General features: G+C 68.0%; 14 protein-coding genes. 11 read left to right on the top strand and 3 right to left on the bottom strand.

All coding sequences use genetic code 11. From position 1 onward, the window contains the following. Positions 1-39: 39 nt before the first annotated feature. On the bottom strand, positions 40-3,159 hold the full coding sequence (locus GGQ59_RS03345; RefSeq protein WP_183815799.1) for a TonB-dependent receptor domain-containing protein: 3,120 nt from the start codon (positions 3,157-3,159) through the stop codon (positions 40-42). 215 nt (positions 3,160-3,374) lie between these two features. After that, complete coding sequence (locus GGQ59_RS03340) at positions 3,375-3,671, bottom strand: DUF1428 family protein (protein WP_183816703.1); 297 nt, start codon at positions 3,669-3,671, stop codon at positions 3,375-3,377. Between the two features lie 174 nt (positions 3,672-3,845). Here GGQ59_RS03340 and GGQ59_RS03335 point away from each other — a divergent pair, with 174 nt between their 5' ends. The 8 genes from GGQ59_RS03335 to GGQ59_RS03300 all read left to right on the top strand — a co-directional run bounded on the left by GGQ59_RS03335 (position 3,846) and on the right by GGQ59_RS03300 (position 11,293). Continuing rightward, complete coding sequence (locus GGQ59_RS03335; RefSeq protein ID WP_183815797.1) at positions 3,846-4,484, top strand: MliC family protein; 639 nt, start codon at positions 3,846-3,848, stop codon at positions 4,482-4,484. Positions 4,485-4,552: 68 nt separating this feature from the next. Beyond that, a complete protein-coding gene (arsM, locus tag GGQ59_RS03330; RefSeq protein WP_183815795.1) occupies positions 4,553-5,404 on the top strand; it encodes an arsenite methyltransferase in 852 nt (283 codons plus the stop codon). After that, a complete protein-coding gene (locus GGQ59_RS03325; protein ID WP_183815793.1) occupies positions 5,404-6,339 on the top strand; it encodes a radical SAM protein in 936 nt (311 codons plus the stop codon). The genes arsM and GGQ59_RS03325 overlap by 1 nt, the downstream gene beginning before the upstream one ends. Positions 6,340-6,378: 39 nt before the next feature. Then, complete coding sequence (locus tag GGQ59_RS03320; protein WP_183815791.1) at positions 6,379-7,158, top strand: glycosyltransferase family 2 protein; 780 nt, start codon at positions 6,379-6,381, stop codon at positions 7,156-7,158. Continuing rightward, a complete protein-coding gene (locus GGQ59_RS03315) occupies positions 7,155-7,853 on the top strand; it encodes a fused DSP-PTPase phosphatase/NAD kinase-like protein (RefSeq protein ID WP_183815789.1) in 699 nt (232 codons plus the stop codon). Before GGQ59_RS03320 ends, GGQ59_RS03315 begins: the two co-directional genes overlap by 4 nt. A gap of 54 nt (positions 7,854-7,907) precedes the next feature. Beyond that, positions 7,908-9,212, top strand: a complete 1,305-nt coding sequence (locus GGQ59_RS03310) for a YeaH/YhbH family protein (RefSeq protein ID WP_183815787.1) — start codon at positions 7,908-7,910, stop codon at positions 9,210-9,212. Then, positions 9,209-9,652, top strand: a complete 444-nt coding sequence (locus GGQ59_RS03305; protein ID WP_183815785.1) for a hypothetical protein — start codon at positions 9,209-9,211, stop codon at positions 9,650-9,652. Before GGQ59_RS03310 ends, GGQ59_RS03305 begins: the two co-directional genes overlap by 4 nt. Positions 9,653-9,805: 153 nt before the next feature. After that, positions 9,806-11,293, top strand: coding sequence for a SpoVR family protein (locus GGQ59_RS03300; protein WP_183815783.1), 1,488 nt, complete (start codon positions 9,806-9,808; stop codon positions 11,291-11,293). A 16-nt stretch (positions 11,294-11,309) separates the two neighbouring features. Here GGQ59_RS03300 and GGQ59_RS03295 read toward each other — a convergent pair whose 3' ends face one another. Continuing rightward, the gene (locus tag GGQ59_RS03295) at positions 11,310-12,155 is read right to left on the bottom strand and encodes an N-acyl homoserine lactonase family protein (RefSeq protein ID WP_183815781.1); all 846 of its coding nucleotides are present in this window, start codon (positions 12,153-12,155) and stop codon (positions 11,310-11,312) included. 113 nt (positions 12,156-12,268) lie between these two features. Here GGQ59_RS03295 and GGQ59_RS03290 point away from each other — a divergent pair, with 113 nt between their 5' ends. The 3 genes from GGQ59_RS03290 to GGQ59_RS03280 all read left to right on the top strand — a co-directional run bounded on the left by GGQ59_RS03290 (position 12,269) and on the right by GGQ59_RS03280 (position 15,738). Beyond that, entirely contained in the window at positions 12,269-13,228 is a 960-nt protein-coding gene (locus GGQ59_RS03290; RefSeq protein WP_183815779.1) for an SDR family oxidoreductase, read from the top strand. An 88-nt stretch (positions 13,229-13,316) separates the two neighbouring features. After that, entirely contained in the window at positions 13,317-14,795 is a 1,479-nt protein-coding gene (locus GGQ59_RS03285) for an alanine/glycine:cation symporter family protein (protein ID WP_183815777.1), read from the top strand. A 7-nt stretch (positions 14,796-14,802) separates the two neighbouring features. Then, positions 14,803-15,738, top strand: coding sequence for an isoaspartyl peptidase/L-asparaginase (locus GGQ59_RS03280; protein WP_183815775.1), 936 nt, complete (start codon positions 14,803-14,805; stop codon positions 15,736-15,738). Positions 15,739-15,794: the final 56 nt, after the last annotated feature.

The raw sequence follows: 15,794 nt of genomic DNA, 5'->3' as shown, positions 1-15,794 counted from the left end.
GGTCGCCCCGCCGCCCCCTTACTCTGTATCGGTCCCTGCTTAGAAGCTCTTGCGCAGGTTGATGAAGGCGCGACGGCCGAGGCTGTCGTACTGAGAGTAGAAGGCCGACACGCCGGCCGTCGTGTACTGGTCGGAGATCGCCGTCACCGCGGGCGGCGCCTCGTCGAAGATGTTCGCGACGCCGGCCCGTACCGTGAAGCCGTTCTCGAACTCGTAGCCGAGCGAAGCCGCGTGGTAGGTCTGGAACTCCGTGTACATCTTGTAGCTGACCTGCTCACCGAGGAAGGTCTGGTTCTCGGTGCCGTTGTCGTTGACGTACTCTTCGTTGTTCGAGGTCCGGCCGATCAGGTCGACGCCCCAGAAGGCCGTCCACGGACCGCGCGTGAACTCGAGGTTCACGTTGCTGACGAACTTCGGATCGCCGGCGAGGCCGTTGTAGTCCTCGACATCGCCTTCAGCGAGCAGCTGGACTTCGTCCTCGAGCTGATAGCTCGACTCGCTGAAGAACCTCAGGTCGCCGAAGCCGAACTCGTGGTTGTACTCGACCGTGAGGTCGAGGCCCCGGTTCGCCTGGTTGTTGATGTTGATGAAGCTGTCCAGGACCGTGTCGATTAGGAACGGCGCAGAAGCGCTGCCCTGAACGTTCGGGTTCCGCGTGAACAGGTCGCAGAGCGGCTCGTTGGCGAAGTCGTCCGAGCTGTAGCACCCGCCGACGATCGCCGACGCGCCGAGTTGCGAGACCTCGTTCTCGATCTCGATGTCGAAGTAGTCGAGCGCGATGCGAAGGTCGATGAAGCTCGGCGTCAGCACGATGCCGGCCGTGAAGGTGTCGGCCGTCTCCGCCTCGAGAACGCCCAGACCGCCGCCGGTAACGACCGTCGCCGAGGCGCCGCCGCCGGTGAGGTCATCCGGAATGCCGTCTGCGGCACAGTTGTTCGCGACTTGCTGCGAGATCGAGTTGTTCTCGAGCGCGCCGCCCCAATTGATGCACGGATCGATGGTCCGCTGACCAACGAAGCTCGTCTGATCGGCAAGGTAGAGCTCGAACAAGGACGGCGTCCGGAAGGACGTGCCCTGCGTCGCGCGCAGACGGACCGCCGGGTGGACCTGCCAGTTGAGGCCGACCTTGTAGGTCGTGTCGTTGCCGTAGGATTCGACGTCCGTGTAGCGGCCCGACAGGTTCAAGGTCAGGTTCTCGAAGAACGGCTTGTCCGCGATGATCGGCACGTTGAGCTCGCCGAAGTAGGCGATGGTGCTGTCCGTACCCTCAGTGATCCCCGCGCCCGACGACCCCCAGGCGTTGTCCGCCAACGTGACGGCGCCCGGCGTGTCTTCGATCTCGTCCTCTTGGTAGAGGAAGCCGAGGCCGAGCCCGAGGGGGCCGGCCGGCAGGTCGATCAGCTCGCCGCCGAGGAACCCTTCGACCGAGGTCTGCACGTAGTCCGTCTTACCCTGCTCGGTGCCGAACAGGTAGGCGCGCTCGGCCTGCGTCGGGTTGCCGGCCAGAAGCTCGGGGCTCAGCCAGTTGACGTCCATGCAGGGAACGCCGCGGACCGAGGTGACTTCGCCCGCCTCGCACTCGGACAGGGCGAAGTTCCGGTCCTCGATCGAGTCCGCGAAGATGACGTCGCTCGTGTACTCGCCATTGCTGCGGCTGTGCTGAACGGCGAGGTCCCACGTCCAGCTCGGGTGGAGCGGGCCAAGGCCGCCCGTGAAGCCGAGGACGTAGCGTTGGTAGTCGACCTTGACCGAGTCGTCCGAATGGTTGGTGATCGCCGTCGGCGAGAGCCATTGTGCGCCGGTCCAGCCATCCGCGTTCGGCCCGCCCGAATCGGCCACGGTGTCGAAGTTGATGAAGTTGAAATTGTCGTTGTAGACGTAGGACCAGTACTGACGATAGCCGTTGACCTTGGTCTCGCGGCGGTTGAGCAGCACCTCGCCATAGGCCTGGACCGAGTCGGTCAGGTCGTACTGGCCTTCCGCGAAGAAGGTGTAGCGTTCCGTGTTAGGGATGAAGGTCTCTTCGTCCTGGTAAGGGTGGTCGAAGTTCGTCACCGCGAACGGCGTGTTGCCGACATTGATGCCGGCCCAGTCGTTCAGGCCCGCAATGTCTTCCTGATTGTAGTTGACCGGGAACCAGCCGGACGGAACGCGCATGTCGTTCGCGTCGTCGGCGGGAAGGCCGGGGATCAGCCCCGCCAGCATGCCGTCATAGTCGTATTGGAAGAGGAGCGGCGAGGTCTGCGGCACGTTGTGCTCGTCCGCGTCCTCGAAGGCGTACTGATAGTCGTAGGTCCAGACGTGGCCCCAGAGGAGGTCGCGGCACTGGGTCTTGCCCGTGCGCGGATCGATCAGGTCGGCGCGGTTGCCGTCGCCGTCGAAGACGTAGGCCTGACCGCAGCGGTAGAAGTCGCGGTCGCCGCGGGCGAGCTCTTGCTGGTTGAAGTAGTCGCCCGTCACCCGGAACCGGCCGCGGTCGAAGCTCTTGCCGTAGGAGCCGTTGACGCGGAACTCCTCGCCGCCCGAATCGAAGGGTTGCGAGTAGAAGCCGTCGACGCTGCCGCCGTCCTCTTCCTTGGTGATGATGTTGACGACGCCCGCGATGGCGTCCGAGCCGTAGATCGACGAGGCGCCGTCCTTCAGGATCTCGATGCGCTCGATCGCGGAGAGCGGCAGGACGTTGAGGTCGAAGGCCGAGACCCCGCCCCTCACGCCCGCGGGCCCCGCGCGGCGGCCGTTGAGGAGGACGAGCGTGCGGTTGGCGCCGAGGCCGCGCAGCGAGATCGTCTCCGCGCCCGCGCCGCCGTTCTGGACGAAGGCCGCCGAGGACGCCGCCGTCACCTGCGACGAGCCCGACGCGACGGTCGCGTTCTGAAGTACCGAAGCGACGTCCGTCAGGCCTTCGAGCGACGCGCCGTCGGCGTCGAGAACGGTCAGCGGCGAGACGCTGTTGAAGGTCGAGGAGCGCAGACGCGAACCGGTGACGACGATCGTGTCACCCTCGTCGGCGAGCGTGCCGGCGTTCGGCGCGTCGGGAACAGTCTGGATGGAGGGGTCTTGGTCGTCGGTGCCGTTCTCTTGTGCCAGAGCGGCGCCCCCGGCGAGCGCGACGAGGGCGCTCGAGCACAGGACGGCCGAGCGGAAGCTCGTGTTTCGCATCATTTCTGCCTTTATCTTGCAATCAGGACCGCGCTGTCGGCGGAACGAAGGGTCATCGTCGCGGGGACGGGACGGGAACCCTTCGAGGTCGGCGGCACGGTATTGCGGTGCACATAGATGACAAGATGTTGACGAGAGGTGGAAGCTCGGCAGCGGCGGACTGTGACGGAATTATCACAAGTTGCCACTGGCATCGGCCTGCCGGCGCACCGTGGTCACTTCATCTCGTAGATCGGTCTGAAGCCGCCCCAAAACATCCGCTTGCCGTCGAAGGGCATGGCCGCGGGGTCCATGTCCTTGAACCGCTCGTCGGCGTCCATCGCAGCCCAGGCGGCGTCGCGGGTCGCCTTGTCCGGCCAGGTCAGGAAGGCGACGGCGACGGTCTCGCCGTCCTTGCCCGCCACCGCACGGTACCAGTCCGTCGTCTTGCCGCGGGGCACGTCGTCGGCGACGGCCTCGACGTAGGTGAGCGCGCCCTTCTCCTTGGCGAACGCGCCGAAGAGCTCCGTTATCTTCTAATAGTCGTCGCGCCGATCCTCCGAGAGCGGGACGGCGATGGCGTCTAGGTAGGTCATGAATATCTCCCTTCGCCCCCGCTAGGCCGTCTTAGCGCGGACCCCGGGTCGGCACGCTTCACGAAGGCAGCGCCTCTTGCCTCCGCGTCCGATCATTCCGACAATGGAACGATGAAGAGCCGCCTTGTACTTTCTCTCCTCGCCGCTTGCGCTACCAGCAACGCCGCCTCCGCGGAGGCGCCCGAGCGCTACGTCGTGATGAGCTGCCCCGAGGGCGCGGCGTTCGGCGCCGCGGTCGGGAGCGAAGCCGTCCGGCTCGACATGCCCTCCGGGGGGTCTGTTCCGCTGCGCCGGACGCGGACCGCCTCGGGCGCGCGGTACACCGACGAGGGCGGGACGGTGCTCTGGACCCACGGCGCGGAGGCGAGGATCGAACAGCCCGCGGCGCCACCGATGACCTGCGAGGTCGGGCTGAGCCGCCCGCTCGGCGCGCCCGACGTCGAGGACGGCTACATCGCCCGCGGACAGGAGCCGGGCTGGATCGCCCGGTTCGCGCCCGATCACGTCGCGGTCACCGCCGCCTACGGGACCGAGCGCTTCGTCCTGCCCCGCATGCCGGCGATCAGCGACGAACACCGGCTCCTCTATCGCGGCGAGGAAGAAGAGGACGTCGAAGTGAGCGTAACGCTCGGTCGCCTCTGCACCGACGCCATGAACGGCGCGGCCTATCCCGATACGGTCACCCTTCGGATCGGCGGAGAGACCTACTCGGGCTGCGGCGGTCCGGAGGGCGGCCTGCCGCCCGCGTGACGATCCGTAGCCTTCCGCGCCGCCGCGCCGCGCGTTAAGGATCGCGCGCCGCCAGCGGAGCCCCCCTCATGTCCGACACGCTGAAGACCGCCGTTCGCGACCAATACGGCACGACCGCCCGGGGCGGGACCGACGCCTTGGGCGCCGCGCGCGTCGCCGCCGCCTTCGGCTACTCGCCGGAAGAGCTGGCCGCGATCCCCGAGGGGGCGAACCTCGGCCTCTCCTGCGGCAACCCGACCGCGACCGCGAAGCTGCGCCCCGGCGAGACGGTGCTGGACTTAGGTTCCGGCGGCGGGCTCGACGTCTTCCTGGCCGCGAAGGCCGTGGGCCCCGAAGGCCGCGCCATCGGGCTCGACATGACGGAAGGCATGATCGACCTCGCGCGGCGCAACGCGGCGAAGGGCGGCCATGAGAACGCGGCGTTCGTGCTCGGCGACATCGAGGATATGCCGGTGGAGACCGGAACGGTCGACTGCGTCATCTCGAACTGCGTGATCAACCTCTGCCCCGACAAGGCCGCCGCCTTCGCCGAGATCGCCCGGGTGCTGAAGCCCGGCGGGCGGGTCGCGATCAGCGACATCGCGCTGAAGAAGCCCCTGCCACCCGCCCTCAAGGAGAGCGTCGCGGCCTATGTCGGCTGCATCGCGGGCGCCGCGCTGACGGCGGAGATCGAAGAGGGGCTGCGCGCGGCGGGCCTGACGGACATCGTCGTCGCGCCGGACGGCGCGGACCTCAACGCCTACGCCGAGGTCGACGGACAGGCCGCGTGCTGCGCGTCGGCGGCCGAACCTGCCGCGTCGTCCTGCTGCGGACCGAAGCCAGCGCCGGACGCGCACGAGGCGCTGCGCGAGACGATGAAGGCCTATGACCTCAACGACTACGCGCTGTCGGTGAAGATCTACGCGGTGAAGCCTAGCTGATGGCGGACGGCAGTCCCCTCGCGGCGAAGTTCACCGACCCGCACACGACCGCGAAGGGCGAGGACCGCGCCTGGGTGGGCCTCAGGCGCCTCGAGACGCTGTGGCTGAACACCGGCACGCTCTGCAACATCGCCTGCGAGAACTGCTACATCGAATCGACGCCCAGGAACGACGCGCTCGTCTACCTGACGCTTGAGGAGGCGCTGCCCTATCTCGGCGAGGCCGAGGGCATGGGCACGCGCGAGGTGGGGATCACGGGCGGCGAGCCCTTCATGAACCCCGATGCCGTCGGCATCGTGGCGGCGGCGCTGTCGCGGGGCTTCGTTGTGCTCGTCCTGACCAACGCCATGCGGCCGATGATGCGGCCCCGCGTGCTAGAAGAGTTGCTTTCGATTCCGGAACGGGACCGTTCGCGCCTCACCCTCCGCGTCAGCCTCGATCACTTCACGCGGGAACTCCACGACGCGGAGCGCGGCGAGGGCAGCTTCGCGCGGGCGATGGACGGCATCGATTGGCTCGCCGAGCACGGGTTCCGCCTCGCGGTCGCGGGCCGGACGATGCATGGCGAAGGCGAAGAAGCGAGCCGCGCGGGCTACGCCGCGATGCTGGCGGGGCGGGGCATCCCGATCGATGCGTCCGATCCCAAGGCGCTCGTCCTCTTCCCCGAGATGCGCGCGAAGGACGATCCGCCCGAGATCACCACCGCCTGCTGGGGCATCCTGGGCAAGAGCCCGGACAGCGTGATGTGCTCGTCGTCGCGGATGGTCGTGAAGCGCAAGGGCGCGGACGCCCCCGCCGTCCTCTCCTGCACCCTCCTCGCCTATGACGAACGCTTCGAGATGGGCGGGACGCTGGAAGAGGCGTCGAGGCCGGTGCCCCTCAACCACCCCTGGTGCGCGACCTTCTGCGTCCTCGGCGGGGCGAGCTGTTCGTGAGCTTGAGGCGGTGAGAGCCTGAGGCTACCCCCCGCCCGCATGACGCCCCGCCCGCCCCTCTCCGCCTACTTCCGGACGCTGAACGAGGCCGGGCACATCGAAGAGAGCGTGCGCGCCGCGCTGAAGGTCGCGCGCGAGGTGATCGTCGTCGATTCAGGTAGCACGGACGGCACGCAGGACCTCGCCCGCGCGGCGGGGGCGACGGTCGTTCCCAACGACTGGCCGGGCAGCGGGCGGCAGAAGCGCTTCGCCGAGGAGCGCTGCTCCTACGACTGGCTGTTGGACCTCGACGCGGACGAGGTCGTCTCGGACGAGCTCGCCCGAGAGATCGAGGAGCTCTTCGCGCGGGGCGAGCCGCGCTTTGCCGTCTACGCCCTGCCCTGGGTCACCGTCCCGCCCTTCGGCGCCCCCTGGCGGCGGGTCGACCGGAACTGGCGGACCAAGCTCTACGACCGGCGCCGCCTGCGCGTGCCGGACCATCCCGCCTGGGACCAGCTGGAGGTCGACAAGCGCCGCGCGCCGCGCCTCTCGGGGCCCCTCTACCACCACGCCTTCACCGACATCGGCGATCTGACCCGGAAGGTGGAGCGGAACATGACCGGCCGGGCGAAGGGCGTCGAGCAGAAGCCGCTCGCCTGGCTGCGCCTTCGCATCGCGCTCGGCCTGCCGGTCTACGTCCTCAAGCGCTACCTCCTGCGCGGGCTCTGGCGGAAGGGGACCTACGGCTTCGCCTTCTGCGTCGCGCAGGGCTATGGCCGCTGGCTCAAGGACGTGAAGCTCTACGAGCGGCACATGCGAGATCGGGGCGGCCGAGCGTGAAGTTCCTGCTGCCCGAGGACTTCGCAACCAGGCGCGGCCGAAGGCGCGCCTGGCGCTCGCTGCTCCTCGACGATCACGGCGCGCTGCGCCTCGTCTACGACAACACGCATCGTCTGAGCCCGAAGCTCTGGCGGACCTATCAGCCCTCGCCGTCGCGGATCGCGCGCTGGGCCGGGATGGGCGTGAAGACCATCGTCAACCTGCGTGGCCTCCGAAACCACGAGCGACAGCCGGGCTTCTACTACCTCGAAGAGGAAGCGGCGCGCCGGCACGGGGTCAGGCTCGTGAACCTGCGCGCCTACAGCCGCGAGGCGCCGAAGCGCGACTTCGTGCTCGACCTCGCCGCGCTCTTCGAGACGATGGACTACCCCGCGATCCTTCACTGCAAGTCGGGCGCAGACCGGGCGGGGCTGGCCTCGACGCTCTACCTCTTCCTCCACGAGCGGCGGCCGCTGGACGAGGCGCTTCGACAGCTGAGCTTCCGCTACGGCCACGTCCGGCACGGCAAGACGGGCGTCTTGGGCGCCTTCTTCGGCGCCTACCGAGAGGCCGCGCGGGCGGAGGATGCGGAGGAGACGCCGGAACACTTCCTGTCTTGGGTCCGGAACGACTACGACCGCGAGGCGGTGCAAGCCGCCTTCCGCCCCACCCGGCTCGGATCGTTGCTGACGGAGCGCATCCTTCGAAGAGAGTGACGGATTTGCGCCGTTGTTAATGCGTCGGGCGCAATTCATGGTTATCTTAGCCCCATGTCGCACTTCATCGATCGGCGGCTGAACCCCAAGGGCAAGTCCCTCGGCAATCGGCAGCGCTTCCTCCGCAGGGCCCGCGGGCAGATCAAGGAGGCGGTGAACCGTTCGCTACGCGAGCGATCGGTGAAGGAGCTCGAGAAGTCGGGCAGGGTCTCGATCCCGTCCAAGTCGACGGCAGAGCCGCGCTTCCGCCTCGACCCCGCCACCGGCAAGCGCGAGCACGTCCACCCCGGCAACAAGGAGTTCTCCGCCGGCGACCGCCTGAGAAAGCCGCCCCAGGGAGGCGGGCGCGGCGGCAAGGACGCGTCGGACTCAGGCGACGGCGAGGACAGCTTCACCTTCACCCTGACCCAGGACGAGTTCCTGGACGTCTTCTTCGAGGACCTCGAGCTGCCGAACCTCGTCAAGACGTCGCTCAAGGACATGACGGCGTGGAAGTACCGCCGCGCGGGCGTCACCGTGTCGGGCGCGCCGACCAACATGAACCTCGTGCGGACCATGCGGAACGCGCAAGGCCGCAGGCTCGCGCTCAAGCGGCCGTCCACGGACGAGGTCAACGAACTCAAGGAGCGCCTCTTCGCGCTCGAGAGCGTCGCGCAGAAGACGAAGGCGCAGCGTGACGAGCTGGCGGACGTCCTGGCGCGGCTCGAGGAGCTGGAGGCGCGCAGGCGGTGGGCGCCCTACATCGACCCGCTCGACGTGCGCTACAACGCCTTCCAGCCCGAGCCCGTGCCGGTCACGGCGGCGGTCATGTTCTGCCTGATGGACGTGTCCGGATCGATGGGCGAGCGCGAGAAGGACCTCGCCAAGCGCTTCTACATGCTCCTCTACCTCTTCCTCAAACGGAAGTACGAAAAGGTCGAGGTCGTCTTCATCCGCCACACCCACCATGCGGAGGAGGTCGACGAGGAGACCTTCTTCTACTCGCGCCAGTCGGGCGGCACGATCGTCTCGACCGCGATCGAGGTGATGCAGGACATCCAGCGCGAGCGGTTCCCGGCGGGCCAGTGGAACCTCTACGTCGCGCAAGCCTCGGACGGCTACACCCAGGGCGGCGACGCGCAGCGCTGCGTGCAGCTCCTGAACGAGGAGGTGCTGCCGATCCTTCAGTACTACGCCTACATCGAGATTCTCGACGAGCGCGAGATGGACGTCTTCTCCGACCCCGACGCGGGCGCGGAGCTCTGGCGGGCCTATCGGTCGATCAAGGACCCCCGCTTCGCGCAGACGCGGATCGCGCACCCGCGAGACATCTTCCCGGTGTTCCGGGAGCTGTTCGCGAAGGACCGGAAGGCGGCGTGAGCCTGAGCGTCGTGAGACGTCCGGTCGCGAGGTTCAAACTCGTCGCGGCGTTTTCGCTAATCATAGGGTGTGCGCCAGACCGGCCTGGAGAGATATACGCGCCCATCATCGACCCCGAGAGTGGTTGGGCAGCGATCTTCGCGACGGACTGGGACCCGGGCTTCCTGACGGCCCCCCAAGTCCTCCTTTTTATCACTGATGAACCAGATCAGTCCCAGTTCGAGGTGCGGGGCGCGGCGCTGTACGCATCGAAATCGCCGTGCGTTACGGGAAACTGGATCGAATCGGGCCACTTTCTCGTCCGTTATAGAGACGCTACAAATATCGATCTCCGATCAGGCGGTGAACTACCCGTCGTAAGCATCATCTACGACTCGACAATACCGGACGAAGATTGCCTCGTAGCTCCAGTTCGCATTGAAACCAGCTGGTTCAACTGAGGTATTTTCGTATCACGCTTCAGTTCGCAACCAAGTCCGACCGACCTAAGCAATCGTAATTCTACAGACCTTCGTTGCGACGCCTATCCGATTTTAACGCCATAACCGCTCAATCCGTGCTTACATGGACGGGACGCCGCGCCGGAGCGACCCATGAGCGCCACGCCGAAGACGCCTGCCCTCCTCTACGACGAGGCCGCCTGGACCTTCGAGGATCTGCAGCGGGCCTACGACGCGATCGAGGTGATCGCGCTCGAAGACCTCGGCCTCGACGTCTACGCGAACCAGATCGAGGTCATCACCTCGGAGCAGATGCTGGACGCCTACTCCAGCCACGGCATGCCGCTCATGTACCGGCATTGGTCGTTCGGGAAGTCCTTCGCGCGGGATAGTACCAACTACCAGAAGGGCTATACCGGCCTCGCCTACGAGATCGTCATCAACTCCGACCCCTGCATCGCGTACTTGATGGAGGAGAACACGATGACGATGCAGGCGCTGGTGATGGCGCATGCCTGCTTCGGTCACAACCACTTCTTCAAGAACAACTACCTCTTCCGTCAGTGGACGGACGCCTCCTCCATCCTGACCTATCTCGACTTCGCGAAGAAGTACGTGACCCGGTGCGAGGACGAGTACGGGGCGGAGGAGGTCGAGGCGACGCTCGACGCCGCGCACGCGCTGATGGACCAGGGGGTCTACCGCTCCTCGCGCCCGCCCAAGCTGTCCGACGCCGAGGCCTTGGCGAAGGTCACCGCGCGGGCGGAGCACGAGCGGCAGAGCTTCAACGACCTCTGGCGCACCCTGCCCCACCGGACGGAAGCCCCCGAGGACGAGGCGCAGCGCCAGGACGAGGTCCGCTCGATCAAGCTGCCCGAGGAGAACCTCCTCTACTTCGTCGAGAAGGCCTCGCCGGTCCTCGCGCCCTGGCAGCGGGAGCTCGTCCGCATCGTGCGCAACGTCAGCCAGTACTTCTATCCGCAGAAGCAGACCAAGGTGATGAACGAGGGCTGCGCGACCTTCACCCACCACTACATCATGAACGAGCTCTACGCGCGGGGGCAGATCAACGAAGGCTCCGTGATGGAGTTCCTCCACTCCCACTCCTCCGTGGTCTTCCAGCCGAGCTTCGACGACCAGCGCTACTCAGGCCTCAACCCCTACGCGCTCGGCTTCGCGATGATGCAGGACATCGTGCGCATCGTCGAAGAGCCCGACGACGAGGATGCCGAGTGGTTCCCCGACCTCGCGGGCCGCGGCGACTGGCGCGGCGCGCTCAAGGACGCCTGGGCGAACTTCCGCGACGAGAGCTTCATCCTTCAATACCTCTCGCCCAAGGTCATGCGCGACTTCCGCCTCTTCGCCCTCGGCGACGACGGCCGGAAGCCCTACTACCAGGTGGCCGCGATCCACGACGAGGCGGGCTACAGGGACACGCGCGCCGCCCTGTCGCAGATGTACGACCTCGGACTTCACGAGCCGAACCTGATGGTCGTCGGCGCCGACCTCGACGGGGACCGGACGCTGACGATCGAGCACCGCTCGGTGAACGGACGGAAGCTCGAGCCCAGGGCCAAGGCCGAGACGATGAAGCATTTGGAGCGCCTTTGGGGCTTCAAGGTCGAGATCGTCGACGCGTGAAGCCCCGAACGGGCGGTCAGCGCAGCGTCGTGCCGTAGAGCGGGGCGACGTCGGCGTCCTCGTGCTGAATGATCACCCGGGCACCGGTTTCCTGCGCCAAGGCCTCGAACGCCGCCATCGACGCGCGGGTCTCGGCCTCGGAGCTGTTGAAGGTGGGCACGGTGCGCAGCTCGCGCGCGCGGTCGAGGTGGTAGAGGTCGCCGGCCAGAAGGACGGGGCCCGTCTCCGCGAGGTCCACCCAGAGAACGCTGTGCCCCGGCGTGTGGCCACGCATCTCGATGATCTTCACGCGGCCGTCGCCGAAGACGTCGCGCTCGCCGTCGAAGCTCTCGGTCTCGAAGGCGAGGAGCGTCGCGAGCGAGCCGGTCTCGTCCGCCGCGGCGGCTTCTTCCATCGCTTCGCGCTCATCGCGTTGCGCGAGCCAGACGGCGCCCTCGGCCGCTTCGGGCTGGCCGACGTGATCGAAGTGGCTGTGACTGATCGCGACGAAGTCGGGCGTCACGCCGCGTTCCGCGAGCTGATCAGCGAGGGTTCGGGTCAGGGAGACGCGGAAGGGCCCGTCGGTCATCGGTCCGCCCTCGACCAGGCCTGCGGGCAGGCCCAGGTCCCATAGGAGCGTTCCGTCCTCGTGCTCGATCAGCCAGCAGCTGTCCGCCAGCGTATCGGTCTGGCCGTCATAGGCGCCCCCGACGTCGAAGATGCCGAGGTCGAGCGCCTCGATCGTGCCGCAGTCGAGCGCGGTGAGGGTCAGGCTTGCGGGCGCCGCTTCTTTCGGCGCGGCGGCCTCGGCGGGCATGCTGCCTTCATTCTCACTGGCGCAGGCGGCGAGGAGAAGGAGGACGGGAAGCGAGCGGCGGATCATGACGACCTCTTAAACGGATGCGGGGGGCGGCTAGCAGGGTTCGGGGGGCACCGCACCTCTTCGTGACTGCGGGGGGCGGTTTGATCCCGGCTCACGGCACCTACCTCCCCCGCATGTCAGAACTCATCCTCGTGACCGGCGGCTCCGGTTTCATCGCCACCCACACCATCGTTCGTCTTCTCATGAAGGGCTACCGCGTGCGCGCGACCGTCCGTTCGGAAGAGAAGGCGAAGAAGCTCACCTCGGTGATCAACCACGTCAGCAGCTCCGGCGACCTCGAGATCGCCATGGTCGACCTGCTCAAGGACGAGGGCTGGGACGAAGCCTTCGAAGGCGTCGCCGGCCTCTTCCACATGGCCTCGCCCTTCCCCGCGGGGAGCCCCAAGGACGAGGACGAGCTGATCCGTCCCGCCCTCGAGGGCACGAAACGGGTCCTGACGGCCGCGAAGAAGGCGGGCGTGCCGCGCGCGGTCCTCACCTCCTCGGTCGCGGCCGTGGCCTACGGCACCCCGGCGAAGCCCGAAGGCGAACTCTTCACCGAGGACGACTGGACCGACGCGGACCAGGACGTCGGCGCCTACGTCAAGTCCAAGACCCTGGCCGAGCGGGCCGCGTGGGAGATCGCGCACGAGGACGGCGCGCCCGTCCTCAGCGTCGTGAACCCCTCGCTGGTCGTCGGGCCGATGATCGAGGACGACTTCGGCACCTCGGTCGGCATGGTCCAAGGCCTCCTCACCGGGAAAGCGGAGGCGTCGCCTTCGCGCGGCCTCGGCCTCGTCGACGTGCGCGACGTCGCGGAGGCGCATGTGAAGGCCTTCGAGACCGAGGCGGCGCGAGGGCAGCGCTTCATCGCCTCGGACGAGTGGATGACCATGGCGGACATGGCGTCGATCCTGCGCGAGGCGTTCCCGGGCCGCGCGGACAAGATCTCCGCGCCGCAAGAGGGCGACAAGGCCGAGCGCCGCGCGCCCTCGAACGCGAAGGCGCGGGAAGTCCTCGGCATCGAGTTCACCCCGGCGCACGACGCGCTGATCGCGACGGCGACGAGCCTCATCGACCGCGGGCTCGTGTAAGACAGGACCAGCGAGGGCATGTTCCCTCGCTGGACACCCCTGCCGCGCGTCCTTAACGTCCTGAGCTTCTGCGGCAGGGACGAGCATTATGGACTTCTTCGGCGGCGTGGACCTCGTGTCCGGCTTCATCTGGGGCGGCACGTGGGGAGACCGGCAGGTCCTGCCGCTCGGCCTCCTGGCCTTCGTGCTCCTCGGCACCGGCATCTGGTTCATGTTCGCCACCGGCTTCCGGCCGATCGTCCGCTTCGTCCCGGCGCTGCGCGAGGTCTGGAACGGTCGGAAGGCGCAAGGGACGGGCGGGGCGATCACGCCCTGGCAGGCGCTGTCGACGGCGCTGTCCGGCCAGGTCGGGACGGGCAACCTCGCAGGCGTCGCGACCGCCGTGTCGCTCGGCGGCCCCGGCGCGGTCTTCTGGATGTGGGTCACGGCGCTTCTCGGCATGGCCTGCGCCTTCGCCGAGAGCTCCCTCGCGGTTCAGTACCGCGAGACGCATGAGGGTACGCTGCGCGGCGGGCCGATGTACTACATCAAGAACGGGCTCAACGGCGGGCGCGGCGGCTTCGGCGGCAAGTATGGCTGGCTCGCCGTCTTCTTCTGCCTCGGCACGCTGTTCTCCGCGCTCGCGACCGGCGGCATGATCCAGTCGAACTCGGTGGCGCAGGCCGTCGGCGTCGCGTCGAGCGGCGCGATCCCGACCTGGGTGACGGGCGCCCTCGTCGCGGCCCTCGTCTTCGTCGTCATCATCGGCGGCATCAAGTCGATCGGCTCGGTCGCCGGCAAGATCGTGCCCTTCATGGCCGGCGCCTACTGCCTCGTCGCCTTCGTCGTCGTCCTGATGAACATTCAGCACGTGCCCGCCGCCTTCGGCGAGATCTTCGGCAGCGCCTTCGGCTTCGAGCAGGCGGTCGGCGGGGCCGCCGGCTACGGCGTCCTGACGGCCATCCGCTACGGCGTCGCGCGCGGCCTGTTCTCGAACGAGGCCGGCCAAGGCTCCGCGCCGATCGCGCACTCGACCGCGCAGACGGGCGGACCGGTCATGCAGGGCGAGATCGCGATGATCGGCGTCTTCATCGACACCATCGTCATCTGCACGATGACCGCCCTGGTGCTCCTGACCGTGGACGGCGCCTACCCCTCGGGCGGCGGCGTGGTGGAGTACGTCTGGCAGAGCCAGGACCTCGACACCTCGGCCCGGACGGCCGCCGCCTACGCGCAGGCCATTCCGTTCGGCGACCTCTTCATCGCCTTCGCGCTCTTCCTCTTCGCCTTCACCACGATGCTCGGCTGGTCGTACTACGCCGAGACGGCGGCGACCTACATCTTCGGCGAGAAGGCCGCGCTGCCGTTGAAGTTCCTTTGGGTCGTCCTGATCTTCGTCGGCGCGCTCATCACCAACACGGACAGCCTCTGGCGTCTCGGCGACATCGCGAACGCCTCCATGGCCTTCCCGAACCTCGTCGCGATCCTGCTCCTGTCCGGCGTCGTCGTCGCCCTTCACAAGGGCAAGAAGCCGAAGGCGCTTCACGGCGAGCCGACGACGCCGGTTCGCGAAGCGCCGGCGGAGTAGCGGCGTCGTGCTGACCCTGGCCGCCCTGTTCCTCGCCTCGCAGGCCGCCTCGCCCGCGGCGTGCGCGGCGCAGGATCGCTACGCCATCATCGTGCATGGCGGCACGGCGCGGGCAGGCCAAGTGCCCGAAGAGCGCCTCGTCTTCATGCGCGACGCCCTGGCAGGTGCGAGGGACGAGCTCGAGGCGGGGGCGCGGGCGCTCGACGTCACCGAGACGATGATCGCGGCGATGGAGGCGTCCGGGCTCTTCAACGCGGGCCGGGGCTCCATCACCAATGCCGAAGGCTACGTCGAGAACGACGCCTCGGTCATGGACGGGGCCACGATGAATGCGGGCGCGGTGGCTTCCATGACCGGGCTCAAGTCGCCGATCCGCGCGGCGAGGATCGTGATGGACGAGACCCGCCACGTGATGATGGTCGGCGAGCGGGGCCAGGCGGCGGTGATCGAGCGCGGCGCGGAGGAAGCGCCGAGCGACTGGTTCCTGCGCGCAGAACATCGCGAGCCCGAAGAGCACGGCACGGTGGGCGCCGCCGTCCTCGACCGCTGCGGCGACCTCGCCGCCGGAACCTCGACCGGCGGCTACGACGCGAAGATCCCGGGCCGGGTCGGCGACAGCCCGATCATTGGGGCGGGCACCTACGCGGAGAACGGCGTCGTCGCCGCGAGCGCGACCGGACATGGCGAGTACTTCGTTCGGTTCGGCGCGACCCGCGACCTCGCCGCGCGCATGAAGTACGAGGACCAGTCCGCCGAGCAGGCGGGCCAGGCCGTGATCGACGCCATGGCCGAGGCGGGCGGCGAGCGGGACGGCCGCGGCGGCATCGTCGCGGTCGACGCGCAAGGCAACTTCGCGGCGCCCTTCAGCTCGGAAGGCATGGTCCGCGGCTACGCCAGCGACCGCCAAGAGCCCGTCGCGGGCGCCTTCGACACGGTCGAGTAGCCAGACGTTCGGCCCCGCCGCCGAGCGAGCGACGGCCAGGCGCGAGCCGAGGCCAC

Source organism: Parvularcula dongshanensis (assembly GCF_014199615.1).
GTDB lineage: Bacteria > Pseudomonadota > Alphaproteobacteria > Caulobacterales > Parvularculaceae > Parvularcula > Parvularcula dongshanensis.
This window is presented reverse-complemented; position numbering and strand designations above follow the sequence as displayed.